Below are 24,332 nucleotides of genomic sequence, written 5' to 3'. Positions count from 1 at the left end.
GTGCTCATGCCGATTCCTCCTCCGCCGGTGCGATGACCGCCAGCACCTGGTCCATGGCGACCGTGGTGCCCGGTGTGACGTCCAGCTCGGTGACCGTGCCGGCGTGCGGGGCGGAGATGACGTGCTCCATCTTCATCGCCTCGACCACCAGCAGGCTCTGGCCCGCGGCCACCTCGTCGCCGACGGCGACCTTCACCACCGTGACCGTGCCCGGCATGGGGGCGGTCAGCGAGTCGGCGCCGGAGTGGGCCGCGCGGATGAGGGAGGCGGCCACCGGGTCGTGGTCGCGCACGTGCCAGGCGTCGCCGTCCCGGCCGAGCCAGTCCGCGGCGCGGTGGAAGGTGTGGCGGACCCCGTCGAGCGTCACGGCGACCGTGTCCCCGGTGACCGTGTGGGTGCCGCGCGGGGCGTACGCCACCGGGTCGGCGACCCGCAGGTGGAAGGCCACCGGCTTGGGCTCGCCGCCCAGCCGCCAGCCGGACGGCACGGAGAACGGGTCCGTCCAGCCCGCGCCCTTCGGCCGCAGCGCGTCCAGCCGTACGGCCGCGGCGGCCTCGTAGACCTCCTCCGGCACGTCCGTGGGGACCAGTTCGTCGACCACCCGCTCGACCAGCCCCGTGTCCAGCTCGCCCGCCATGACGGCGGGATGGGCCAGCAGCCGGCGCAGGAACCCGGCGTTGGTCTGCACGCCCAGCGTGACCGTCTCCGCGAGCGCCGCGCGGAGCTTCCTCAGCGCGGTCGCGCGGTCCGGGCCGTACGCGATCACCTTGGACAGCATCGGGTCGTACAGGCTGCCGACCTCGGTGCCCTCGCTGAGCCCGGAGTCGGTGCGCACCCCGTCGCCCTGCGGCTCGCGCAGCCGCAGCACCGTGCCGCCGGAGGGCAGGAAGCCGCGCGCGGGGTCCTCCGCGCACAGCCGGGCCTCGATCGCGTGACCGGTGAGGGTGATGTCCTGCTGCGCGTACGGCAGGTGCTCGCCGGCCGCCACCCGCAGCTGCCACTCCACCAGGTCCAGGCCGGTGACGAGCTCGGTGACCGGGTGCTCCACCTGGAGGCGGGTGTTCATCTCCATGAAGTAGTACGAGGACGGGTCGCCGCCGGGGACGATGAACTCCACCGTGCCCGCGCCCCGGTAGCCGCAGGAGCGGGCCGCCTGGACCGCCGCCTCGCCCATCGCCGCACGGGTCTCCTCGTCGAGGAGCACGCTGGGCGCCTCCTCGATGATCTTCTGGTGGCGGCGCTGGAGGGAGCACTCGCGCTCGCCGAGGTGGATCACGTGGCCATGGCCGTCGGCGAGGACCTGGATCTCGATGTGCCGGGGCCGGTCGATCCAGCGCTCCACGAGCAGGGTGTCGTCGCCGAAGGAGGCACGGGCCTCACGACGGGCGGCGGCGATCTCCTCGGTGAGCCGAGCCGCGTCCCGCACCAGCCGCATGCCCTTGCCGCCGCCGCCGGCGGACGGCTTCAGCAGCACCGGCATGCCGATCCCGCGGGCGGCCTCGGCCAGCTGTTCGTCGGTGAGTGAGGAGCCGCTGGAGCCGGGCACGACCGGCACCCCGGCCGCCTCGACCGTCTCCTTGGCGCGGATCTTGTCGCCCATGAGGGAGATCGCGTCCGCCGGAGGGCCGATGAAGACCAGCCCCGCCTCCTCGCAGGCGCGCGCGAAGCCGGCGTTCTCCGCGAGGAAGCCGTAGCCGGGGTGGACGGCCTGGGCGCCGGTGCGGGCGGCGGCCTCGAGCAGCCGCTCGGCGGACAGGTAGCTCTCGGCCGCGGGCGCCGGGCCGATCCGTACGGCCGTGTCGGCCTCCCGGACGTGCCGGGCGTCCGCGTCCGCGTCGGAGAAGACCGCCACCGAGCGCACCCCGAGCGCGCGCAGGGTGCGGATGACGCGGACGGCGATCTCGCCGCGGTTGGCCACCAGAACTGTTTCGAACATGTCTACGAGGTCCCCCTCACATCCGGAAGACGCCGAACTGGGGGTCGCCCAGCGGAGCGTTGGCGCACGCGGTCAGGGCGAGGCCCAGTACCTGGCGGGTGTCCAGCGGGTCGATCACGCCGTCGTCCCAGAGGCGGGCGGTGGCGTAGTAGGCGTTGCCCTGGTGCTCGTACTGGGCGCGGATGGGGGCCTTGAAGGACTCCTCGTCCTCCACGGGCCACTCCTCGCCGCGTGCTTCGAGCTGGTCCCGCTTGACGGTGGCGAGCACGGAGGCGGCCTGCTCGCCGCCCATCACCGAGATCTTGGCGTTCGGCCACATCCACAGGAAGCGGGGGGAGTAGGCCCGGCCGCACATCGAGTAGTTGCCCGCGCCGTAGGACCCGCCGACGACGACGGTCAGCTTGGGCACGCGCGTGCAGGCCACGGCCGTGACCATCTTGGCGCCGTGCTTGGCGATGCCGCCGGCCTCGTAGTCGCGGCCCACCATGAAGCCGGAGATGTTCTGCAGGAACAGCAGCGGGATGCCGCGCTGGTCGCACAGCTCGATGAAGTGGGCGCCCTTCTGGGCGGACTCGGAGAACAGGATGCCGTTGTTGCCGACGATCCCCACCGGGTGGCCGTGGATCCGGGCGAACCCGGTGACCAGGGTCTGCCCGAACTCGGATTTGAACTCGGCGAACCGCGAGCCGTCGACCAGCCGCGCGATGATCTCGCGGACGTCGTAGGGGGTGCGGGAGTCGACCGGCACGGCCCCGTAGAGCCCGTAGGGGTCGACCTTGGGCTCCACCGGCTCGGTGACCTCCCAGGGCAGCGACCCGCGCGCGGGGAGGGTGGCGACGATGTTCCGCACGATCCGCAGGGCGTGGGCGTCGTCCTCGGCGAGGTGGTCGGTGACGCCGGAGACGCGGGAGTGCACCTCGCCGCCGCCCAGCTCCTCGGCGGTCACCACCTCACCGGTGGCCGCCTTCACCAGCGGCGGCCCGCCCAGGAAGATCGTGCCCTGGTTGCGGACGATCACGGCCTCGTCGCTCATCGCCGGGACGTAGGCGCCACCGGCGGTGCACGACCCGAGGACGGCGGCGATCTGCGGGATCCCGGCGCCGGACATCCGCGCCTGGTTGAAGAAGATCCGCCCGAAGTGCTCACGGTCGGGGAAGACCTCGTCCTGCATGGGCAGGAAGGCGCCGCCGGAGTCGACGAGGTACAGGCACGGCAGGCGGTTCTCCAGGGCCACCTCCTGGGCGCGCAGGTGCTTCTTCACCGTCATCGGGTAGTACGTGCCGCCCTTGACGGTGGCGTCGTTGGCGACGATCACGCACTCGCGCCCGCTGACCCGGCCGATCCCGGCGATCACCCCGGCCGCCGGGGCCTGTCCGTCGTACATCCCGTCGGCGGCCAGCGGGGCCAGCTCCAGGAAGGGCGAGCCCGGATCGAGCAGGGTGTCCACGCGGTCGCGCGGCAGCAGCTTCCCGCGCGCGGTGTGGCGGGCCCGTGCCTTCTCGCCGCCGCCGAGCCGCGCGCCGGCGAGCTTGCCGCGCAGCTCCTCGACGAGCGCGCGGTGTGCCTGTTCGTTGGCCCGCCAGGCCTCCGACGCGGGATCGGCCGCGCTCGTCAGCTCCGGTGCCTCGTGCATCCCTGTGGTCCCCTCACCCGGTGGTTCGACGTGGTCCACTGTTAATGAGCGTTAACCCATTTCCTTCAGGTTAACGAGCGCTAACCGTCCTGTCTAGAATTGTTTTCATGACCACGCGAACCGACGCCCCCACCCGCCGCGAGCAGATCCTCAAGGAAGCCGCGCGGCTCTTCGCCGAACGCGGCTTCCACGGCGTCGGGGTCGACGAGATAGGTGCCGCGGTGGGCATCAGCGGACCGGGCCTGTACCGGCACTTCGCGGGCAAGGACGCGATGCTCGCCGAGCTGCTGGTCGGCATCAGCGGCCGGCTGCTGACGGGTGCCAAGCGGCGCCTGGCGGAGACCGGCCAGGTGGCGGACCCGGAGGCGGTCCTCGACTCGCTGATCGAGGGGCACATCGACTTCGCGCTCGACGACCGTCCCCTCATCACCTTGCACGACCGCGAGCTGGACCGCCTCCGGGACAGCGACCGCAAGCTCGTGCGCCAGCTCCAGCGGCAGTACGTCGAACTGTGGGTGGAGGTGGTCCGCCAGGTCCACCCCGACCTCGCCGAGCCGGCCGCACGCTCGGCCGTCCACTCCGTCTTCGGCCTGCTGAACTCCACGCCTCACCTGGGGCGCCGGGGGTTCCTGCCGGGGCGGGGGGCGACGGCGGAGCTGCTGCACCGGATGGCTCGGGGGGCGTTCGCCTCGGCGAGTTCCCCTGCGGGGGGCTGAGCGGGGGCGGGCTGCGGGGCTTCACCCCGCGCCCCGATTCGCCCAAGGGGCGGGTGGGTTGCGCGGGGGCGCGGCTGCGGCTGCGGCTGCGGGCGCGTGGTGGCTGGGCGCGCAGTTCCCCGCGCCCCTGGGTGGCTTTACGTGACGAGCGTTACCAGTGCTCCTTCTTTACGCCTGCCGTACTCGCCGGTACGTTTGTGTGAGCAAGCGCTTAGACAGTGACGATGTACGTGGAGGTGGCGGCGTGCGCCGTACGGTGTTCAACGAGGATCACGAGGCGTTCCGGGAGACCCTCCGCGCCTTCATCGAGGCCGAGGTCGTCCCCGTCTACGACGAGTGGTTCGCCGCCGGACAGGCCCCGCGCGAGTTCTACTACAAGCTGGGTGAGCTGGGTGTCTTCGGCATCAACGTGCCGGAGGAGTTCGGCGGCGCCGGCCTGGACACGCACAAGTTCGAGGCCGTCCTGTACGAGGAGACCGCCCGGGCCGGCGTCTCCTTCGGCGGCTCCGGTGTGCACGTGCTGCTGGGCCTGCCGTACATCAAGCTGCTCGCCACCGACGAGCAGAAGAAGCGCTACCTGCCGAAGTTCGTCACCGGCGAGGAGATGTGGGCCATCGCGATGACGGAGCCGGGCACCGGCTCCGACCTCGCGGGCATGAAGACCACCGCCAAGCTCTCCGAGGACGGCACGCACTACGTCCTCAACGGCGCCAAGACCTTCATCACCGGCGGCGTGCACGCCGACCGCATGATCGTCTGCGCCCGCACCTCCGCGCCGCGCGAGGACGACCGCCGCTTCGGCATCTCCCTCTTCGTCGTGGACACCAAGGCCGAGGGCTACTCCGTCGGCCGCAAGCTGGACAAGCTCGGTCTGAAGACCTCCGACACCGCCGAGCTGGCGTTCGTCGATGTGAAGGTCCCCGTCGAGGACCTCCTCGGCGAGGAGAACAAGGGCTTCTCCTACCTCGGCCACAACCTCGCCTCCGAGCGCTGGGGCATCGCCTTCGGCGCCTACGCGCAGGCCAAGGCCGCCGTCCGGTTCGCCAAGGAGTACGTCCAGCAGCGCACCGTCTTCGGCAAGCCCGTCGCCGCCTTCCAGAACACCAAGTTCGAGCTGGCCGCCTGCCAGGCCGAGGTGGACGCCGCCGAGGCCGTCGCCGACCGTGCCACGAAGGCCCTGGACGCCGGTGAGCTGACCCCCGCCGAGGCCGCCTCCGCGAAGCTCTTCTGCACCGAGGTCGCCCACCGTGTCATCGACCGCTGCCTCCAGCTGCACGGCGGCTACGGCTTCATGAACGAGTACCCGATCGCCCGCCTGTACGCGGACAACCGCGTCAACCGCATCTACGGCGGCACCAGCGAGATCATGAAGACGATCATCGCCAAGGACATGGGCCTGTAAGGGCCCCGACGGATCCGCGAAATCAGTGCAGGATACAACTGACGTATGAGTCAGGCACTTCAGTCGCTGCTCGATCTGCTCGACCTCGAGCGGATCGAGCAGGACATCTTCCGCGGGAAGTCGCGCTCCGCCGTGGTCCCGCGCGTCTTCGGCGGACAGGTCGCCGCCCAGGCCCTGGTCGCCGCGGGGCGCACGGTCCCCGAGGACCGGCACGCGCACTCGCTGCACGCCTACTTCCTGCGCCCCGGCGACCCCGGCGCGCCCATCGTCTACACCGTCGACCGCATCCGCGACGGCCGCTCCTTCACCACCCGCCGGGTGGTCGCCGTCCAGCACGGGCAGCCGATCTTCCACCTCTCGGCGTCCTTCCAGACGTACGAGGAGGGTCTGGACCACCAGGCCCCGATGCCGCCCGCCCCGGACCCGGCCACCCTGCCCACCTCGCAGGAGCGCATGCGGGGCTACGCCCACCTCGCCCCCGAGGTCGTCGAGCGCTTCCTGGAGGCCCGTGAGGCGGTCGATCTGCGCTACGTCGACGAGCCGCCGTACGGCAGGTTCGGCGAGCCGCGCGAGCCGCACTCGCAGGTGTGGTTCCGCACCAACGGCAAGCTCGAGGGCGCCATAGACGAGCCGCTGCTGCACGTCGTGCTCGCCACGTACGTCTCCGACATGACGCTGCTGGACTCGGTCCTGCTCGCGCACGGCCGGGGCGGCTGGGCGGTCGGCGACGTCGTCGGGGCCTCGCTGGACCACGCCATGTGGTTCCACCGGCCGTTCCGGGCCGACGAGTGGCTGCTGTACGACCAGGAGTCCCCCTCCGCCCACGGCGGGCGGGGCCTCGGCCAGGCCCGCATCTACACGCAGGACGGGCGCCTGGCCATCTCGGTCATCCAGGAGGGCGTGGTCCGCGTCCCCCGGGAGCGGTGAGAGCCCGCCGGGGCCGTCAGCCGGCCAGGCCCGCCTGGTCCAGCAGATACGCCGTCATCGGGTCGTAGTACCGGGGGCTGACCACGTGGTCGTCGAGCGGGACCGTCACCTGCACGGTCCCCTCGGCCTCGGCGAGGAAGAGCGCCGGGTCGTTGGAGTCGGCGTAGCCGACGGAGTCCACGCCGTGCTGTCCGGCACAGCCCGCCCAGCCGTGGTCGGCGACGACCAGGTCCGGCAGCGGGCGGCCCTCGCGCTCCAGGCCGGTGAGGATCGCGCGCATCGGCTCGCCCGAGTGGGTGTGCCACAGCGTCGCGCCGTGCTCCAGCACCGCCACGTCCGCGAACTGCATGACATAGCCCTCGTCGGTCTGAAGTCCGTCCGGGATCACGGTGATCTCGCACCCGGCGGCGCGCAGCGCGGCGGCGGTGGCGCGGTGCACGTCGAGCAGTCCGCCGGGGTGGCCGGTGGCGAACAGCAGCCGCTGCCGGCCGTCGGCCGCCTTGCGCAGTCGGCCGGCCATCCGCTCCAGCCCCGCCACGGTCAGCTCGGGGTCGATGGTGTCCTGGCCGTACCGGTACTCCGGGTCGTCGCTGACGCCGACCCGTTCCGCCATCACCGCGAGGACGTCCTGCTCGTCGCTCCAGCGGTCACCGAGTTCCAGGCCGAGCCAGAAGTTGCGGTCGCCGTTCGACAGCTTGCGGTAGTGGGAGAGGTTGTTCTCGCGGGGGGTGGCGACGTTCCCGGCGATACGGGTCTTCACGAGATGGTCGAGGAGTTCGGCGCGGCTGGGCGTCCCGGTTATCGGCATGCCACCCATTGTGATGCAGTGATCCGCCCGCGTCGCCGGTGTCCCGGCCGCTGGGACGGGGCTCACGCCGATCACGCGGGCCACGCCTGTCCGGCGGCGACGACGGCCGCGCGGTCCACCCGCCCGGCCGAATCCGTCCGGCCGGACGGTACCGCCACGCCCGTCCGGCCGGCCGGGTCTGTCCGGTCGGGCGGTCCCACCACGCCCATCCGGCCGGGTCCGTCCGGTCGGGCGCCCGGCTCGTCGTGCGTGGCGTGTCACGCGACGTCCGCCCGGTCACGCCACTCCACCCGGTTACGCCGGTCCGCCCGGGTCCGTCCGGTCGGGCGGTCCGATCATGTCCGTCCGGCAGTGGGGTCCTGCCGGGCTCGCTCGGCTCGTCGTGCCTGGCGCGTCACGCCACGTCCGCCCGGGCACGCCGGTCCGTCCTGGTGGCCTCCGTCCGGTCCGCCTGTCGCGGCCGGCCGCGGCGGTGGTCAGAACCTGCGCAGGGCGAACCACAGTTCCATGCGTGCGTCCGGGTCGTCCAGGTCGGTGCCGAGGAGGGTGGCGCAGCGGGTGATGCGCTGGCGGACGGTGTTGCGGTGGACGGACAGGGCGACCGCGGTGCGGTCCCAGCTGCCGTGCAGGGAGAGCCAGGTGCGCAGGGTCTCGGTGAGGGCCGGGGTGAGGGGGGCCAGCAGGGCGCGGGCGTGGGCGTCGGCCTCGGCGGGCGGGAGCAGGTCGGCGAGGCCGCCGGCGCCGCCGGGGGCGCCGTGCCGGACCAGCGCGGCACGGGTGGCGTGCGCGCGGGCCAGGGCGCGGGCCGCCTGGGTGTCGGCGGCGGGCCAGTCGGCCGGGGCGGCGGCCGCGCTGACGCCGAGCGTCCAGCCGGGCTGCGGGCCCGGTTCGCGCTCGGCGGGGACGAGGACCCGTACGACGCCGTCCGCGAGGTCGACCAGCGCCGATCCGAGGGCGGCGCCCAGCGCGGAGGCCGCCATCGCGTCGGCGGCCTGCGCGCCGGGCCGCGCGTGCACGACGACCCACCGCCCGTCCCCGAGCAGCGGCGCGACCTCCTCGGGCGGGGCGCCCAGCAGCAGCCGTACCAGCGCCGAGGAGCGGGCCGCGCCCGCGCCGCTCTGGTGCTCGCCGGTGAGCAGGGTCAGCAGGACGGCGGCCACGGAGGCGATGGTGTGGTCGCCCGGTTCGCGGTGCGGGGAGGCGACGGCGAGCACGAAGCCCTGCCCGGCCCCCAGGGTGTAGGCGGCGAGGTGGTGGCCCGCGACGGTGTCGGTGGCGGAGGAGCGGGCCCGGGTGGTGACGAGCCGGGCCAGCCCGTCCAGCGCGTCCCGCGCCTCGGGCGGCTGTTCCTCCCGCCCGGCCTCGGCGACACGGGTGCCCTCGGGCCCGTACAGCACCGTACGGCCGCCCACCCGCTGGGCCAGCTGGCGCAGCACCGACGGCACCGGGTCCGGGCGGGACGCGGCGGCGGCCAGGCTCTGCTGGGCCTCGGTGACCCGGCGGAGTTCGGCCAGGCGGGCCTGGGCCATCAGCTGCCAGACGGCGCGGGCGACGCCGGAGAAGGTGGTCTGCGGCGGAACTTCGAGCAGCGGCAGGCCGCGGGCGTCGCAGGCCGCCACCAGGGCGGCCGGCACCGTGTCGTGCACCGGCGCCACCCCGAAGCCGAGGGCCGCGCCGCCCGCGGCGACGATCCGTGCGACGTAGTCGTCGAAGTACCTGTCTCCGGCGTATCTGTCTCCGGCATGCCTGTCTCCGGCATCCGCGACCGCCGCCCGCGGGACCTGGACGCCCGCCGTCAGCAGCAGCTCGCCGCCGAGCAGATACGGGTACGGGTCGGCCATCTCCGAGGTGTGCGCCCAGTGGATCACGGTGCCGGAACCCGGCGGCCCGGCGATCTGCCGCAGCGCCAGGTCCTCGCGGGCGAGCAGCGCCGAGAGCGGGATCGGTGGGGTGGGCGGGACCGCTGGGGCGGACGGCGACGGTGTGTCCTGCACGGTGTGCGTTCCCTCCACTTCAGCTCGCGTGAATGGATGAAAAGTACACTTCGCAGTCGCTTTTCGGCCACCTAGTGTCAGTCCAGACCGGCAGCCGCGGGTACGGGCGGATGTCCCCGCGAGCCGCTGCCGACGTCCCCACCCAGATGCAAACGACACGCCACCGGGATGTGCGCGAAGGAGGGCCCCAACATGGCCGTCGACTACACAGTGATCGTCGTCTATCTGGCCGGCATGCTGGCCATGGGCTGGTGGGGCATGCGCCGCGCCAAGTCCAAGAGCGAGTTCCTGGTGGCGGGCCGCCGTCTCGGGCCCGCGATGTACTCCGGCACCATGGCGGCGATCGTCCTCGGCGGTGCGTCCACCATCGGCGGCGTGGGCCTCGGCTACAAGTACGGGCTCTCCGGGGCATGGATGGTGTTCACCATCGGTCTCGGCCTGCTGGCCCTGTCCGTCTTCTTCTCCGCCCGCATCGCCCGGCTGAAGGTCTACACCGTCTCCGAGATGCTCGACCTGCGCTACGGCGGACGGGCGGGCGTCATCTCCGGCGTGGTCATGTGGGCGTACACCCTGATGCTCGCGGTCACCTCGACCATCGCCTACGCCACGATCTTCGACGTCCTGTTCGACCTGAACCGCACCGTCGCGATCATCCTCGGCGGCGCGATCGTCGTCGCCTACTCCACCCTCGGCGGCATGTGGTCCATCACGCTGACCGACATGGTGCAGTTCGTGGTGAAGACGATCGGCGTGCTGCTCCTGCTGCTGCCCATCGCCGTCGTCAAGGCGGGCGGCTTCGGCGAGATGAAGGCCAAGCTGCCGACCTCGTACTTCGACCCGCTGGGCATCGGCGGCGAGACCATCTTCACCTATGTGCTGATCTACACCTTCGGCATGCTCATCGGCCAGGACATCTGGCAGCGCGTGTTCACCGCCCGCAGCGACAGGGTCGCCCGCCACGGCGGCACCGTCGCCGGCACCTACTGCCTGGTCTACGCCCTCGCCGGCGCCGTCATCGGCACCGCCGCCAAGGTGCTCTACCCGAACCTGGGCAGCGCCGACGACGCCTTCGCCACCATCGTCAAGGACGAACTGCCCATCGGCGTGCGCGGACTGGTGCTGGCCGCCGCCCTGGCCGCCGTGATGTCGACCTCCTCCGGCGCGCTGATCGCCTGCGCCACCGTCGCCAACAACGACATCTGGTCGCGGCTGCGGGGCGTCGTCCGCCGCACGGACGGGGAGCACGACGAGGTCAAGGGCAACCGCGCCTTCATCCTGGTCATGGGCGTCGCGGTGATCGCCACCGCCATCGCGCTCAACGACGTCGTCGAGGCGCTGACCGTGGCGTACAACCTGCTCGTCGGCGGGCTGCTGGTGCCGATCCTCGGCGGGCTGCTGTGGAAGCGCGGCACCGCGCAGGGCGCGCTGGCCTCCGTGATCGTCGGCGGCCTCGCGGTGATCGGCCTGATGGCGGGCTACGGCGTCCTGGCCAACGAGCCGGTCTACTACGGCCTGCTGTCCTCCCTGGTCGCCTACGTCGCCGTGTCCCTGGCGACCCGGCCCACCGACGAGGCCGTCCTCACCGTCTGGCGGGAGCGGCTCGCCGGGCGGAACCCCGAACTCGCGTCCGAACCCGTCCCGGCTCACCAGTAGAGTCGTCCGGAAAGCAGTACATGCGCGACGAAGCGCAGGAAAGAAGGCATTTCACCATGAGCAGCAACGAGACGCCCCGCGGCCCCGTCGACTCCTCCCGCGTCCCGCGGTACGCCGGCCCCGCGACCTTCGCCCGGCTGCCCCGCCTGGACGAGGTCGGCACCGCCGACGTCGCCGTGGTCGGCGTGCCGTTCGACTCCGGCGTCTCGTACCGGCCGGGCGCCCGCTTCGGCGGCAACGCCATCCGCGAGGCGTCCCGGCTGCTGCGCCCCTACAACCCGGCGCAGGACGCCTCCCCCTTCGCCCTCGCCCAGGTCGCGGACGGCGGCGACATCGCCGTGAACCCGTTCAACATCAACGAGGCCGTGGACACCATCGAGGCCGCCGCCGACGACCTCCTCGGCACCGGCGCCCGCCTGATGACCCTCGGCGGCGACCACACCATCGCGCTGCCGCTGCTCAGGTCCGTCGCCAAGAAGCACGGTCCGGTGGCCCTGCTCCACTTCGACGCCCACCTCGACACCTGGGACACCTACTTCGGTGCCGAGTACACCCACGGCACCCCGTTCCGGCGCGCGGTGGAGGAGGGCATCCTCGACACCTCCGCCCTCTCCCACGTCGGCACCCGCGGCCCGCTGTACGGCAAGCAGGACCTCACGGACGACGAGAAGATGGGCTTCGGCATCGTCACCTCCGCCGACGTCTACCGCCGCGGCGCCGACGAGGTCGCCGACCAGCTCCGCCGGCGCATCGGCGACCGTCCGCTCTACATCTCCATCGACATCGACTGCCTGGACCCGGCGCACGCGCCCGGCACCGGCACGCCGGAGGCCGGCGGCATGACGTCGCGGGAACTGCTGGAGATCCTGCGCGGCCTGGCGTCCTGCAACCTGGTCTCGGCGGACGTGGTCGAGGTGGCGCCCGCCTACGACCACGCGGAGATCACGTCGGTCGCGGCCTCCCACACGGCCTACGAACTGACCACCATCATGAGCCGCCAGATCGCGGCGTCCCGCAACGCCTGACTCTCCTCGGAGGACCGAGAGCTGTGACTCACGACCACGACCTGGTACTCCGCCCGACCGACCAGCAGACGGCGGCCGCGCTGAACCCCCCTACCGGCCGGAACGGCGGAGACCTGGTCGTGGAGACACTGGCCGGGCTCGGCGCGACGACCGTCTTCGGCCTGCCCGGCCAGCACGCGCTGGGCATGTTCGACGCCCTGCGCAGGTCCTCGCTGCGCTATGTGGGCCTGCGGGTGGAGAACAACGCGGGCTTCGCGGCGGACGCGTACGGCAGGATCACCGGCGAGGCGGCGCCGCTGCTGCTGTCGACGGGCCCGGGAGCCCTCACCTCCCTGGCCGCGCTCCAGGAGGCGGCGGCGGCCTCGGCGCCGGTCCTGGCGATCGGCAGCCAGATCCCCACGGCCGGGCTCGGCGGTGGCCGCCACGGCTACCTGCACGAACTCCCCGACCAGGCGGCCTCGTTCCGGGGCGTGGTGAAGTCGGTCCACACCGTCCGCACCCAGTCCCAGATCCCGTCCGCCATCGCCGAGGCCTGGAAGTCGGCGCTGACCGCCCCGCACGGGCCGGTGTGGGTGGAGATCCCGCAGGACGTGCTGCTGGCCGAGACGCGTCTGCCGGTGGTGACCGCGATGGACGCCGGCCCGGACGAGCTGCCGCCGCGCCCCGAACTGACCGCGGTGGCGGCCGACCTGCTGTCCAAGGCGGCCCGCCCGGCGATCATCGCGGGCGGGGGAGTGGTCCGCGCGGACGCCTCCGGCAAGCTGCGGGCCCTGGCGGAGAGACTGAACGCCCCCGTCGTCACCACCTTCGGCGGCAAGGGCGCCTTCCCCTGGACGCACCCGCTGTCGCTCCAGTCCTGGCTGGAGGACCGCCACACCACCGACTTCCTCGAGGACGCGGACGTCCTGCTCGTGGTCGGCTCGGGCCTGGGCGAACTGTCCTCGAACTACCACACGTTCAAGCCCCGCGGCCGAGTGATCCAGATCGAGGCCGACCTCGGCAAGCTGGAGTCCAACCACCCGGCCCTCGGCATCCACGCGGACGCCCGCCTGGCCCTCCAGGCGCTGCTGGAGACGGTGGAGGAGCGCGCGGACACCACGGCGCCGGACCGGGTGCGGGAACTGCTCGCGAAGGTCGCCGACCGCATCGCCGCCCAGGAACTCACCCTGGAGCAGCATGTGCTGACGGCGGTCCGACGTGCCCTGCCCGCCCACTCCCCGTCCTTCTGGGACATGACGATCCTGGCCTACTGGGCCTGGTCCGCCTTCGACGCCAAGGCGCCCAACACCATGCACTCGGCCCAGGGCGCCGGCGGCCTCGGCTACGGCTTCCCGGCGGCGCTCGGCGCGGCGGCGGCCGACCCGACCCGCCCGGTCCTCGCCGTCTCGGGCGACGGCGGCGCCCTGTACTCCATCGCCGAACTCGCCACGGCACGCCAGTACGACCTGAACGTCACCTGGCTGATCGTCGACGACGGCGGCTACGGCATCCTCCGCGAGTACATGACCGACGCCTTCGGCGAGCCCACGGCGACGGAACTGACCCGTCCCGACTACGTGGCCCTGGCCGAGTCCTTCGGCGTCCCGGGCGTCCGTACGTCTCCCGAGACCCTGGAGACCGACCTGGCGAAGGCCCTGACCACCCCGGGCCCCTCGGTGGTCGTACTCCCGGCACTGCTGCGCATGTTCGCGCCGACGCACCTGGGCTGAGGGGACCGGGAGAGGCCCTACGAGACGGCCCGGAGCCTGCCGCGCCGTGACCGCTCGCGCGGCCGGTCGACGGCCCGGGCCGTCTCCTCGTCCGCGGGCAGCGGAACGAGACGGGAGGCGGAGCGTGCGGCGCGTCAGCAGGCGCCCGGGCCCACCCCGTCGATCCGGCCGCCGAAGTCGCCGAGGTAGCGGGAGCGCCAGTCGCCGTTGAAGACGTCCCGCTTCTCGACCGGCTGCCAGTTCACGAAGCAGGCCCGGGTGCTCGCCACGGCCGAGCCCACGTGGTCGTGGAGGCGGGGTGGCATGTCGCGGTAGCCGCTGCGCGCGGTCCACTCCCAGTAGTCGCCGTCGAAGCCCTCCTCACTCCAGAAGCACACCGACCCGTCCGGGCAGGACGGGGGCGCGGCCGGCGCGGCGGACGCGGCCGGAGCGGGCAGCAGGAACGCGGTCAGTGCGAAGGCGGCGGCGACGAACCGGGAACGGGTCTGCACAGGCACTCTCCAGTCGGAGTCACGGAGGCGGAGCGTCCCGGCGGACCCGCCGGGGCACACCCATGTTCTCCGGGACCGTGCCCCTGTCGGCCGGGCCTGCGGTCCACACCACCTGATGGAGCGAACCGGAGGCGCGACGGCGTGCTCTTCGCCGAGCACCGACCCCGCACGCGCGGGGAGCGCAGGGCTCGTGACACCGGCGCCCGGACTCGGGACCGTTCTCCCTGCTCCGCTGGAGCGGCGTGCGCGCGATGTCGAGGGCGGCTGGACGTGCACGAGTTGCCCGCCTTCGGCCATGCCGCGCTCGGGCGGGGGCCAGGGTCGGTGAGAGCCGGACGCGGGCTCAGCGGAACAGTTCGGGGAAGTCTTCCCTGACGGCGGCCAGTTGGGCGTCGTAGCCCGCCCGGTGCTGCGCCGACTCCGAAGGGCTCATGTTCTTGCGCGGCAGGCTGCCCTGCTCCATGAAGGAGGGTATCGACTGGAACGCCCTGGACGCGGCCTTCCAGTAGTCGCCTCCCCGGCGCCGCGCCAGATCCAGGTTGTCGCACGCCTGCTGCCTGAGACCGTTCGTCCGGTCCGGCAGGCTGTCCTTCACCCCGAACCCGTCGGGACTCGGCAGCTTCCGGCCCCGCTCGGCCAGGAAGTGCAGCACGGCCAGTGCGGCGAACAACCGTCCCGACCGTCTGTGCGCTGTCTCCGTCTGTTCCGGCATGGGTGAAGCTTTGCCACACGCCGGGCCCTTCGAACTCCGCGTCCCGCGGAGCCCGTGCAACCTCCCGCCACCCTGGTGAGTCCCACCTGGCAGCGAACGGGTGCGCTCAACGGCGTTCAGGGGGACGCCCGTACGACGTTCAGGGGGAACTCTTCATGACTCACCGGACATCCGGCCGCACAGGCGTGCTCGCCGCGGCCCTCGGCGCCGCCGTGCTCATACCCACCGCGGTCGCCGCCACCCCGGCCGCCGCGGCAACCGCATCCGCCGTCAGCTGCACGTCCGGCAGGGCCGGGCTGGCCGCCAGGCTGGAGAAGGACATCACCGCGGCGATGGCGGGCCGCAAGGGCACCATCGCCATCGGGCTGCGCGACCGCAGCACCAACACGACCTGCACGCTGCGGCAGTCCAGCGCCTACGACTCCGCCAGCGTGGTCAAGGTGACCGTGCTCGCCACGCTGCTGTGGGACGCGAAGAAACACGACCGCTACCTCACCGACCGCGAGGCCACGCTGGCCAAGGCGATGATCACCAAGTCGGACAACGACGCGACCAGCAGCCTGTGGAAGCAGCTGGGCCTGACGAAGGTCAAGGGCTTCCTGGCCGCCGCCGGCATGACCCAGACCAAGCCGGGCGCGGACGGCTACTGGGGCCTGACCCAGATCACCGTGCGCGACGAGCAGAAGCTGCTCGGCCTGATCACCGCCAGGAACTCGGTGCTCAGCGACAACTCCCGCGCCTACATCCTCAAGCTGATGGGCCAGGTCGTCTCCTCCCAGCGCTGGGGCACGCCCGCCGGAGCACCGTCCTCCGTCGCCGTGCACGTCAAGAACGGCTGGTTGCAGCGCGCCACCCACGGCTGGCGGGTGCACAGCGTCGGCACCTTCAAGGGAGCCGGGCACGACTACATGATCACGGTGCTGACCCAGGACAACAGCACCATGAACTACGGCGTGACGACCATTCAGGGCATCGCCCGTGCCATCCACAAGGACCTCGTACAGGTGCCCACCTGGACGAGCGTGGCGCGCTACACCCCGACGACCTCGCCCAAGGAGGCGTTCGTGGCGGTGCCGCCGACCGGCTGACGCTTCACGAGGAGGCCTCCCCCCGGTCATCCGGGCGCCCTACGGTGACGGTCATGCGTCTGAGAACCGTACTCGCGACCCTCACCGCCGGCCTGGCGGCGGCCACCTGCCTCACCGGTCTCACCGCCGGGCCGGCCGCCGCCGACACCCCCACCGACCACGCCTGCTCGCCGTCCGTCTCCCTCGACCGCTTCACCGACGCGCTCGACAAGACGACGTACGAGGGCACCTTCGTCGGCAACCTCTCCGCGCTCGCGGTGGACCGGCACGGCGAACTCGCCGCGCTCTCCGACCGCTCGTCGCTGTTCACCCTGAACCGCCGCACCCTCAGGCCCACGAGTGTCGTCCAGCTCGCCGACGAGAACGGGGCAGCGCTCGACTCCGAGGGACTCGTCGTCGACCGGGACGGCACCCGCCTGGTCACCTCCGAGACCGAACCGTCCGTGCGCCGCTACTCCCGCGACGGCCGCATCCTCGACCGCCTGCCCGTGCCGGACTCCCTGAAGGCCGCACCGGCCGGCCGCGCCACCGCCAACCAGACCTTCGAGGGCCTGACCCTGCTGCCCGGCGGGCGCACGCTGCTGGCCTCCATGGAGTACGCGCTCTCCGGAGACACCTCCGGCATCGTCCGCTTCCAGACCTGGCAGCGGACCCCGGGCGGCCACTTCCGGCTCGCCGCCCAGTACGCCTACCGCGCCGACGACGGCCTCGGCGTCCCTGAGGTCCAGGCCACCCCGGACGGCCGGCTGCTGGTCCTGGAACGCGGCTTCACCGCAGGCGTCGGCAACACCGTCCGCCTCTACCTCGCCGACCCGCGCCACGCGACGGACACCAGCGCGATCCGGAACCTGACCGGGCAGCCCGGCGTCCGCCTGATCCACAAGACCCTCCTCACCGACCTCGCCGCCTGCCCCTCCCTCGGCGCCACCGCGAAGCAGCCCCAGCCCAACCCCCTCCTCGACAACATCGAGGGCATGACGATCACCGGCCGCGACGCCCGGGGCCGCCTGAGGGTCCTGCTGGTCAGCGACGACAACCAGAACGCGGTGCAGACGACCCGGTTCTACTACCTCCGGGTACGCACCTGAGCGCCTCGACCGGCCTGCTCGCCGTCCTTCCGAACATTTCGGAGGGATGAAATCCGCTCCCGCCCGTGTTGGTGCCTTCCGGTAGATCAGGTCGTCAGGGAGGCACCGACGTGGCAGCGCAACCGGGGGAGACACGAGGCTGGGCGCGCAGACTCGCCGCGTACGCGTGGCGCCGTCCCAAGGACGTGATCCTGGCCCTCGGCGCCTCCCTCGGGGGCATGGCCGTCATGGCCGTCGTCCCGCTGATCACCAAGGTGATCATCGACGACGTGATCGGCGACCACAGCCGCGCGATGACTCCCTGGGCGGGCGCCCTGGTGGGCGCCGCGCTCCTCGTCTACGCCCTGACCTACGTCCGCCGCTACTACGGCGGCCGGCTCGCCCTCGACGTCCAGCACGACCTGCGGACGGAGATGTACGGGACGATCACCCGGCTCGACGGCCGCCGCCAGGACGAGCTGTCCACGGGGCAGGTGGTCGGCCGCGCCACCAGCGACCTCCAGCTGATCCAGGGACTGCTCTTCATGCTGCCGATGACCATCGGCAACGTGCTGCTGTTCCTGATCTCCCTGGTGATCATGGCCTGGCTGTCGCTGCCGCTGACCCTGATCGCCCTCGCCGTGGCGCCCGCGCTCGGCTGGATCGCCCGCCGCAGCCGTACGAGACTGCACCCCGCCACCTGGTACGCGCAGGCGCAGGCCGCCGCCGTCGCCGGGGTGGTGGACGGCGCGGTCAGCGGGGTCCGCGTGGTGAAGGGGTTCGGGCAGGAGGAGCAGGAGACCGCCAAGCTGAGGGAGGTCGGGCGGCGGCTGTTCGCCGGGCGGCTGCGGACCATCCGGCTGAACGCCAAGTTCACCCCCGCCCTCCAGGCCGTGCCCGCCCTCGGCCAGGTCGCCATGCTGGCGCTCGGCGGCTGGCTCGCCGTGCGCGGCCACATCACGCTCGGCACCTTCGTGGCGTTCTCCACCTACCTCGCCCAGCTGGTCGGCCCGGTCCGGATGCTCGCCATGGTCCTCACCGTCGGGCAGCAGGCACGGGCCGGCACCGAGCGGGTCCTGGAGCTGATCGACACCGAGCCGACGCTGACCGGCGGCACCAAGGAGCTGCCGGCCGACGCTCCCGCGACCGTCGAGTTCGACGACGTGTCCTTCGGCTACACCGACGGCCGCCCGGTGCTGACGGGCCTGTCCTTCGAGATCCGCCCCGGTGAGACCCTCGCCGTGGTCGGCTCCTCCGGCTCCGGCAAGTCCACGGTCTCGCTGCTGCTGCCGCGCTTCTACGACGTCACCCACGGCGCCGTCCTCGTCGGCGGGCACGACGTGCGCGAGCTGACCCTGGACTCCCTGCGCGCCGCGATCGGCCTGGTCCCCGAGGACTCCTTCCTCTTCTCCGACACCGTCCGCGCCAACATCGCCTACGGCCGCCCCGACGCCGGTCAGGAGCAGATCGAGGCCGCCGCCCGCGCCGCCCAGGCGGACCGTTTCATCGCCGAGCTGCCCGAGGGCTACGACACCAAGGTCGGCGAGCAGGGCCTGACCCTCTCCGGCGGCCAGCGCCAGCGCATCGCGCTCGCCCGCGCGATCCTCACCGACCCGCGCCTGCTCGTCCTGGACGACGCCACCTCCGCCGTGGACGCCCGCGTCGAGCACGAGATCCACGAGGCGCTGGGCCAGGTCATGGAGGGCCGGACCACCCTGCTCATCGCGCACCGGCGCTCCACCCTCAATCTCGCCGACCGCATCGCCGTCCTCGACCACGGCCGCCTCGCCGACATCGGCACCCACGACGAGCTCCAGGAGCGCTGCGCCCTCTACCGCCGCCTGCTCACCGACCCCGACGAGCTCGGCGGCGTCTCGCCCGGCCACACCCAGCCGGCCGCCCCGGCGGAGGACACCTCCGTACGGGACGAGCTGGACGCCGAGTTCGACGCCGAGCGCGGGGTGACCCCGCGGCTGTGGACCGGCGACCGCGAACCGAAGGACACCGCCCTGTCGGGCACCCCCGCCACCCCGGAACTCCTCGCCCAGGTGGAGGCCCTGCCGCCCGCCACCGACACCCCGGACGTCGACGAGCACCGGGCGGTCAGGTCCGAGGACTCCTACGGCCTGCGCCGCCTCCTGCACGGCTTCGGGCCGCCGCTCCTCGCCAGCCTGCTCCTGGTCGCCGTGGACGCCGGAATGGGCCTGCTGCTGCCCGTGCTGATCCGGCACGGCATCGACCAGGGCGTGAGCAGGATGGCACTCGGCGCCGTCTGGACGGCCTCCCTGCTCGGCCTGCTGGCCGTGCTGGTGCAGTGGGCGGCGCAGACCGGCGAGACCCGGATGACCGGCCGCACCGGCGAACGGGTCCTGTACACGCTGCGGCTGAAGATCTTCGCCCAGCTCCAGCGGCTCGGCCTGGACTACTACGAGCGCGAGCTGACCGGCCGGATCATGACCCGGATGACGACGGACGTGGACGCCCTGTCCACCTTCCTCCAGACCGGCCTGGTCACGGCGTTCGTCTCGGTCGTCACCTTCTTCGGCATCATGGTCGCCCTGCTCGTGATCGACGTGCAGCTGGCCCTGGTCGTCTTCGCGACGCTGCCGCCGCTGATCGTCGCGACCTTCTTCTTCCGCCGGGCGAGCGTGAAGGCGTACCAGCTGGCCCGTGAGCGCGTGTCCGTCGTCAACGCCGACCTTCAGGAGTCGGTGGCCGGGCTGCGGATCGTGCAGGCCTTCCGGCGTGAGCGGGACGGCGGACGGCGGTTCGCCGAGCGCAGCGACAGCTACCGCAGGGCCCGTATCCGGGGCCAGTGGCTGATCTCCGTGTACTTCCCCTTCGTGCAGCTGCTGTCCTCGGTCGCGGCGGCCTCCGTGCTGATCGCGGGCGCGGGCCGGGTGGAGGCGGCCACGCTGACCACGGGCGCCCTGGTGGCGTACCTGCTGTACATCGACCTGTTCTTCGCGCCCGTCCAGCAGCTCTCCCAGGTCTTCGACGGCTACCAGCAGGCCACCGTCTCCCTCGGCCGCATCCAGGAGCTGCTCCAGGAGCCGGCGTCCACCACGGCCGCCGCCGAGCCCCGGGACGTCCCCGCGCTGCGCGGCGAGATCGCCTTCGAGGACGTGCACTTCGCCTACGGCGCCGGTGACGGAGCCGAGAAGGCGCTGAGCGGGATCGACCTGCGCATCCCCGCCGGGCAGACCGTCGCCTTCGTCGGCGAGACCGGCGCGGGCAAGTCCACCCTGGTCAAGCTGGTGGCCCGGTTCTACGACCCGACCGGCGGCCGGGTCACGGTGGACGGCACGGACCTGCGCGCCCTGGACCTCACGGCGTACCGGCACCGGCTCGGGGTCGTGCCGCAGGAGGCGTACCTCTTCCCCGGCACGGTCCGCGACGCCATCGCCTACGGCCGCCCGGACGCCACCGACGCGGAGGTGGAGGCCGCGGCGCGGGCGGTCGGCGCGCACGAGATGATCGCCACGCTCGAGGGCGGCTATCTGCACGAGGTCGCCGAGCGCGGCCGCAACCTGTCCGCCGGGCAGCGCCAGCTCATCGCACTCGCCCGGGCCGAACTCGTCGACCCCGACGTCCTCCTGCTCGACGAGGCGACCGCCGCCCTGGACCTGGCCACCGAGGCCCAGGTCAACCAGGCCACCGACCGGCTCGCGGGCCGCCGTACGACGCTGGTGGTCGCCCACCGGCTGACCACGGCCGCCCGCGCGGAGCGGGTGGTGGTGATGGACCACGGCCGGGTCGCCGAGGACGGCACGCACGACGAACTGCTGGCCCTCGGCGGACGGTACGCCGAGCTGTGGCGGACGTTCGCCGGCGCGCCCGAGCCGGAGGAACCGGTCACCGCCTCCCGCTGAGCCGACGCACCCCGCGACCGGGGTCGGCGGCACCTTGCGACCGGGGTTGGTGCACCCTGCGGCCGGGGTCGGCGGCGCCTTGCGGCCGGGGTCGGCGGCACCTTGCGATCAGGGCCGGGCACCCTGCGGCCTGGGTCGGCGGCACCTTGCGGCCGGGGTCGGCGGCGCCTTGTGACCGGGGTCGGCGGCACCTTGCGACCGGGGGTCGGTGCACCCTGCGGCCGGGGGTCGGCGCACCCTGCGGCCTGGGTCGGCGGCACCCCGCGACCCGGGCCCGCGCGGGACGCAACCTTTCGATGCGTATCGTGCGTCCGTACACCTGTACGTGGGTGTGAGTGATGTTCGGGGAGGGGCGACCGTGAACAGTGGAGGAGTGCGCCGGCGGCTGGCGCTCGGCCTGGCCGTCCTGACCGGATCGGTGACGCTGGCGCTCGCCCTGCCCGGCGCCGCGCAGGCGGCGGCCTCCACCTGCTCCGGCCGGGAGGTCAGGACGCTGCCGTTCTCCACCGGCTCCCTGCACGTCTACCGGCAGGGCGGCTACGTCTGCGCCGTCACCACCCCGGACCACCCCGGCCGCAAGCAGCCGATGTCCGTCACCGTGCAGGCCCGCGGCAACCGGCCCGTCACCGACTCAGGCCGCTACTCCTACCACGCCGGCCCGGTCACCGTGCACGCCGGCCACCGCTGCGTACGGGTGTCCGGATCGGTGGGGGGCGGGTCGTACACGAGCGGCTGGATCCTGTGCTGAGACACTGACACCGCGCCAGGATTTCCCCGACTCCCCTGGTGTGCACCCGAGTTGCTCCGATAGCTTCCGGCGCACATCTGTCTCACAGGGGAGTGTGCATGCGCAAGGCGCTCAGATGGCTGCTCGCGCTCACGGTGTTCATCGGCACGCTGAGTACGGCGGGGGCGGCCACCGCGGCCCAGCCGGAGGCCACGAACACCACCACGAGCGGCACCGACACCGACATCAAGGACCGGCTCCTGGCCATCCCGGGCATGAGCCTCATAGAGGAGAAGCCCTACCCGGGATACCGCTTCTTCGTCCTGAACTACACCCAGCCGGTCGACCACCGCGACCCGGCCAAGGGCACCTTCCAGCAGCGGATCACCGTGCTGCACAAGGGAGTCGACCGCCCGACGGTCTTCTACACCGGCGGCTACAACGTCTCCACCACCCCGAGCCGCCGCGAGCCGACGCAGATCGTGGACGGCAACCAGGTCTCCCTGGAGTACCGGTTCTTCACCCCGTCCCGGCCGAGCCCGGCCGACTGGACCAAGCTCGACATCTGGCAGGCCGCCAGTGACCAGCACCGCCTCTTCCAGGCGCTGAAGCAGGTCTACACCCACAACTGGATCGCCACCGGCGGCTCCAAGGGCGGCATGACGGCGACGTACTACGAGCGCTTCTACCCGCGCGACATGGACGGCGTGGTCGCCTACGTCGCCCCCAACGACGTCGTGAACGACGAGGACTCCGCCTACGACCGCTTCTTCGCCTCCGTCGGCACCAAGGAGTGCCGCGACAAGCTGAACGCCGTGCAGCGCGAGGCGCTGGTGCGCCGCGAGCCGCTGGAGAAGAAGTACGCGCAGTACGCCGCCGACAACGGCTACACCTTCACCACCATCGGCAGCCTGGACCGGGCCTACGAGGCGGTCGTCCTCGACTACGTGTGGGGTTTTTGGCAGTACAGCCTGCTGAAGGACTGCGACACGATCCCCGCCGACGCCAAGAACGCCACCGACCAGGCGATCTGGGACTCCGTGGACACCATCTCCGGCTTCTCCGCCTACACCGACCAGGGCCTGGAGACCTACACGCCGTACTACTACCAGGCGGGCACGCAGCTGGGCGCGCCCACCATCCACTTCCCGTACATCGAGAAGAAGCTGATCCGCTACGGCTACCAGCCGCCGCGCAACTTCGTGCCGCGTTCCATCCCGATGCGGTTCCAGCCGTGGGCGATGCGGGACGTGGACACGTGGGTCCGCCACCACGCGGACCACATGCTCTACGTCTACGGGCAGAACGACCCGTGGGGCGCGGAGCGGTTCCGTCTCGGGCAGGGCGCACGGGACTCGTACGTCTTCACCGCCCCGGGTATGAACCACGGCGCGAACGTCGCGGGCCTCGTGCCGGACCAGAAGGCGCTCGCCACGGCCAGGATCCTGCAGTGGGCGGGGGTCGCCTCCCCGGCGGTCCAGGCCGACCCGGCGGCGGCCAGGCCGCTGGCCCGCCACGACGCGAAGCTGGACGCGCGGGACGTGGAGCGGAGGCAGGCGCTCAGGCCGTAGCACTCATGACGGCCGTGAGCGGCCAGGGCTGCGCCCGGGTTCACATCCTCCGGGCGCAGCCGACCGGGTCCGCCCCGCCGAGCTCGACGTACAGGGCGGTCGTGGGCGGGCACCGGTCCCGGGTGCGCACCGCGCGGACCACCTTGTACTCGGGTTTCCTGCGGCCCGTGCCGTCGCACGCGGTCTCCCGCACCTGGCCGCGGCCCGCGCCGTAGACGCAGTCGCCGACGACGGTGCGCGGGCCGCCCCCGCCGCCCGGGTCGCCAGGGTGCGGGGGCTCCAGGTTGCGCATGCAGGCGTAGCCCTGCGGGATCACACCGTCGCCGTCCTGGCCGGAGGCGGGCCGCTGGGCGCTGATGTGCAGCACGAAGTCGGTGTTCGCCGGGCACGGCGGGCCGCCGTCGGGGCTGCCGTCGTGGCGGGCGATCACCCGGGCCGCCGCGCGCTCGCTCGTGCAGGGCACCTCGGTGAAGCTCGTGGTGCCGAAGGAGCTGCACTCGCCGGTCCCGAGGAAGACGGCGCCGTAGCCGACGGGCCGCGACGCGGTCGCCGTGGGCCGGCCGTCCTGACCGGCGGAGCCGGAGGGAGCCCGCTGACACGCGGTCAGCAGGAACGCCAACAGCACCGGCACGGCGCACCCGACCCCCACGGCCCCACTCCTGCGCATCGTCATCCCCCCGGGTCCGCCCCGTCCAGCGTGGCCCGCCGCAGCGGGGCCACGCCAGACATGTCGGGTTGTTCGGGCCGTTCGGGGGTGGTGCGCCGGGTGCGCTGCGTACGTCCCGTACGTCCGCTGCGCGAGCCCGGCTAGTAGGACAGGCCGTACCCGATGGGGTACAGGACCTGCGTCGGATCGTCCGCCCGCTGCACGGGCACCGGCAGCTTGCCGCGCGGATCGACCCGGCCGGCGATCACACGGGCGGCGGCGCGCACTTCCACGTCGGTCCAGGAGTAGGCCGCGAGGAAGGCGGGCACGGAGGGGAGCTGGGCGACGTCGTACG

At 72.6% G+C, this 24,332-nt stretch carries 19 protein-coding genes; 11 read left to right on the top strand and 8 right to left on the bottom strand.

What is annotated here, in order from left to right; all coding sequences use genetic code 11:
* Positions 1-4: 4 nt before the first annotated feature.
* Entirely contained in the window at positions 5-1,936 is a 1,932-nt protein-coding gene (locus ABZ484_RS32900; protein ID WP_358869601.1) for an acetyl/propionyl/methylcrotonyl-CoA carboxylase subunit alpha, read from the bottom strand.
* 16 nt (positions 1,937-1,952) lie between these two features.
* Positions 1,953-3,569: a carboxyl transferase domain-containing protein gene (locus tag ABZ484_RS32895; RefSeq protein ID WP_358869600.1), complete on the bottom strand. Its 1,617-nt coding sequence runs from the start codon at positions 3,567-3,569 to the stop codon at positions 1,953-1,955.
* A 107-nt stretch (positions 3,570-3,676) separates the two neighbouring features.
* Between ABZ484_RS32895 and ABZ484_RS32890 the strand changes: the two genes are divergently transcribed.
* The 3 genes from ABZ484_RS32890 to ABZ484_RS32880 all read left to right on the top strand — a co-directional run bounded on the left by ABZ484_RS32890 (position 3,677) and on the right by ABZ484_RS32880 (position 6,614).
* Positions 3,677-4,285, top strand: coding sequence for a TetR/AcrR family transcriptional regulator (locus ABZ484_RS32890; protein ID WP_358869599.1), 609 nt, complete (start codon positions 3,677-3,679; stop codon positions 4,283-4,285).
* A gap of 244 nt (positions 4,286-4,529) precedes the next feature.
* Positions 4,530-5,687: an acyl-CoA dehydrogenase family protein gene (locus ABZ484_RS32885; protein WP_358869598.1), complete on the top strand. Its 1,158-nt coding sequence runs from the start codon at positions 4,530-4,532 to the stop codon at positions 5,685-5,687.
* Between the two features lie 45 nt (positions 5,688-5,732).
* Positions 5,733-6,614, top strand: coding sequence for an acyl-CoA thioesterase II (locus tag ABZ484_RS32880; RefSeq protein WP_358869597.1), 882 nt, complete (start codon positions 5,733-5,735; stop codon positions 6,612-6,614).
* Between the two features lie 16 nt (positions 6,615-6,630).
* Here ABZ484_RS32880 and ABZ484_RS32875 read toward each other — a convergent pair whose 3' ends face one another.
* Entirely contained in the window at positions 6,631-7,422 is a 792-nt protein-coding gene (locus ABZ484_RS32875) for a phosphatase (protein WP_358869596.1), read from the bottom strand.
* A gap of 476 nt (positions 7,423-7,898) precedes the next feature.
* Positions 7,899-9,416, bottom strand: coding sequence for a helix-turn-helix domain-containing protein (locus ABZ484_RS32870; protein WP_358869595.1), 1,518 nt, complete (start codon positions 9,414-9,416; stop codon positions 7,899-7,901).
* 192 nt (positions 9,417-9,608) lie between these two features.
* Here ABZ484_RS32870 and ABZ484_RS32865 point away from each other — a divergent pair, with 192 nt between their 5' ends.
* Genes ABZ484_RS32865 through ABZ484_RS32855 form a run of 3 tightly spaced genes read left to right on the top strand, consistent with a single transcriptional unit; the run spans position 9,609 to position 13,803 of the window.
* Complete coding sequence (locus tag ABZ484_RS32865) at positions 9,609-11,069, top strand: sodium:solute symporter (RefSeq protein WP_358869594.1); 1,461 nt, start codon at positions 9,609-9,611, stop codon at positions 11,067-11,069.
* A 56-nt stretch (positions 11,070-11,125) separates the two neighbouring features.
* A complete protein-coding gene (gene speB / locus ABZ484_RS32860; protein ID WP_358869593.1) occupies positions 11,126-12,094 on the top strand; it encodes an agmatinase in 969 nt (322 codons plus the stop codon).
* A 23-nt stretch (positions 12,095-12,117) separates the two neighbouring features.
* Positions 12,118-13,803 (top strand): thiamine pyrophosphate-binding protein, encoded by a 1,686-nt coding sequence (locus tag ABZ484_RS32855; protein ID WP_358869592.1) that lies wholly within the window; start codon positions 12,118-12,120, stop codon positions 13,801-13,803.
* A 134-nt stretch (positions 13,804-13,937) separates the two neighbouring features.
* On the opposite strand, the gene ABZ484_RS32850 is transcribed toward ABZ484_RS32855, so the two are convergent.
* Together ABZ484_RS32850 and ABZ484_RS32845 are read right to left on the bottom strand one after the other, a co-directional pair.
* The gene (locus tag ABZ484_RS32850; RefSeq protein ID WP_358869591.1) at positions 13,938-14,294 is read right to left on the bottom strand and encodes a peptidase inhibitor family I36 protein; all 357 of its coding nucleotides are present in this window, start codon (positions 14,292-14,294) and stop codon (positions 13,938-13,940) included.
* Positions 14,295-14,637: 343 nt separating this feature from the next.
* Positions 14,638-15,006 (bottom strand): hypothetical protein, encoded by a 369-nt coding sequence (locus tag ABZ484_RS32845; protein ID WP_358869590.1) that lies wholly within the window; start codon positions 15,004-15,006, stop codon positions 14,638-14,640.
* Between the two features lie 155 nt (positions 15,007-15,161).
* Here ABZ484_RS32845 and ABZ484_RS32840 point away from each other — a divergent pair, with 155 nt between their 5' ends.
* From ABZ484_RS32840 to ABZ484_RS32820, 5 genes are all read left to right on the top strand, one after another.
* On the top strand, positions 15,162-16,094 hold the full coding sequence (locus tag ABZ484_RS32840; RefSeq protein WP_358869589.1) for a serine hydrolase: 933 nt from the start codon (positions 15,162-15,164) through the stop codon (positions 16,092-16,094).
* Between the two features lie 53 nt (positions 16,095-16,147).
* Positions 16,148-17,182 carry an esterase-like activity of phytase family protein gene (locus ABZ484_RS32835; RefSeq protein ID WP_358869588.1) on the top strand — a complete coding sequence of 345 codons (1,035 nt, stop codon included), beginning with the start codon at positions 16,148-16,150 and terminating at the stop codon, positions 17,180-17,182.
* A 110-nt stretch (positions 17,183-17,292) separates the two neighbouring features.
* Entirely contained in the window at positions 17,293-21,033 is a 3,741-nt protein-coding gene (locus ABZ484_RS32830; protein WP_358869587.1) for an ABC transporter ATP-binding protein, read from the top strand.
* Positions 21,034-21,391: 358 nt separating this feature from the next.
* Entirely contained in the window at positions 21,392-21,781 is a 390-nt protein-coding gene (locus tag ABZ484_RS32825) for a hypothetical protein (protein ID WP_358869586.1), read from the top strand.
* A gap of 98 nt (positions 21,782-21,879) precedes the next feature.
* Positions 21,880-23,331, top strand: coding sequence for a S28 family serine protease (locus tag ABZ484_RS32820; RefSeq protein WP_358869585.1), 1,452 nt, complete (start codon positions 21,880-21,882; stop codon positions 23,329-23,331).
* A 40-nt stretch (positions 23,332-23,371) separates the two neighbouring features.
* On the opposite strand, the gene ABZ484_RS32815 is transcribed toward ABZ484_RS32820, so the two are convergent.
* Both ABZ484_RS32815 and ABZ484_RS32810 read right to left on the bottom strand, forming a co-directional pair.
* Positions 23,372-23,998: a hypothetical protein gene (locus ABZ484_RS32815; RefSeq protein ID WP_358869602.1), complete on the bottom strand. Its 627-nt coding sequence runs from the start codon at positions 23,996-23,998 to the stop codon at positions 23,372-23,374.
* Between the two features lie 140 nt (positions 23,999-24,138).
* A partial coding sequence (locus tag ABZ484_RS32810) for a glycoside hydrolase family 3 C-terminal domain-containing protein (protein WP_358869584.1) occupies positions 24,139-24,332 on the bottom strand: 194 nt, incomplete at its 5' end.

Source organism: Streptomyces sp. NPDC006393 (assembly GCF_040628575.1).
Lineage (GTDB): Bacteria > Actinomycetota > Actinomycetes > Streptomycetales > Streptomycetaceae > Streptomyces.
Note: the sequence above shows the minus strand (reverse complement) of the source record. Positions and strands in the feature narration are given on the sequence as shown.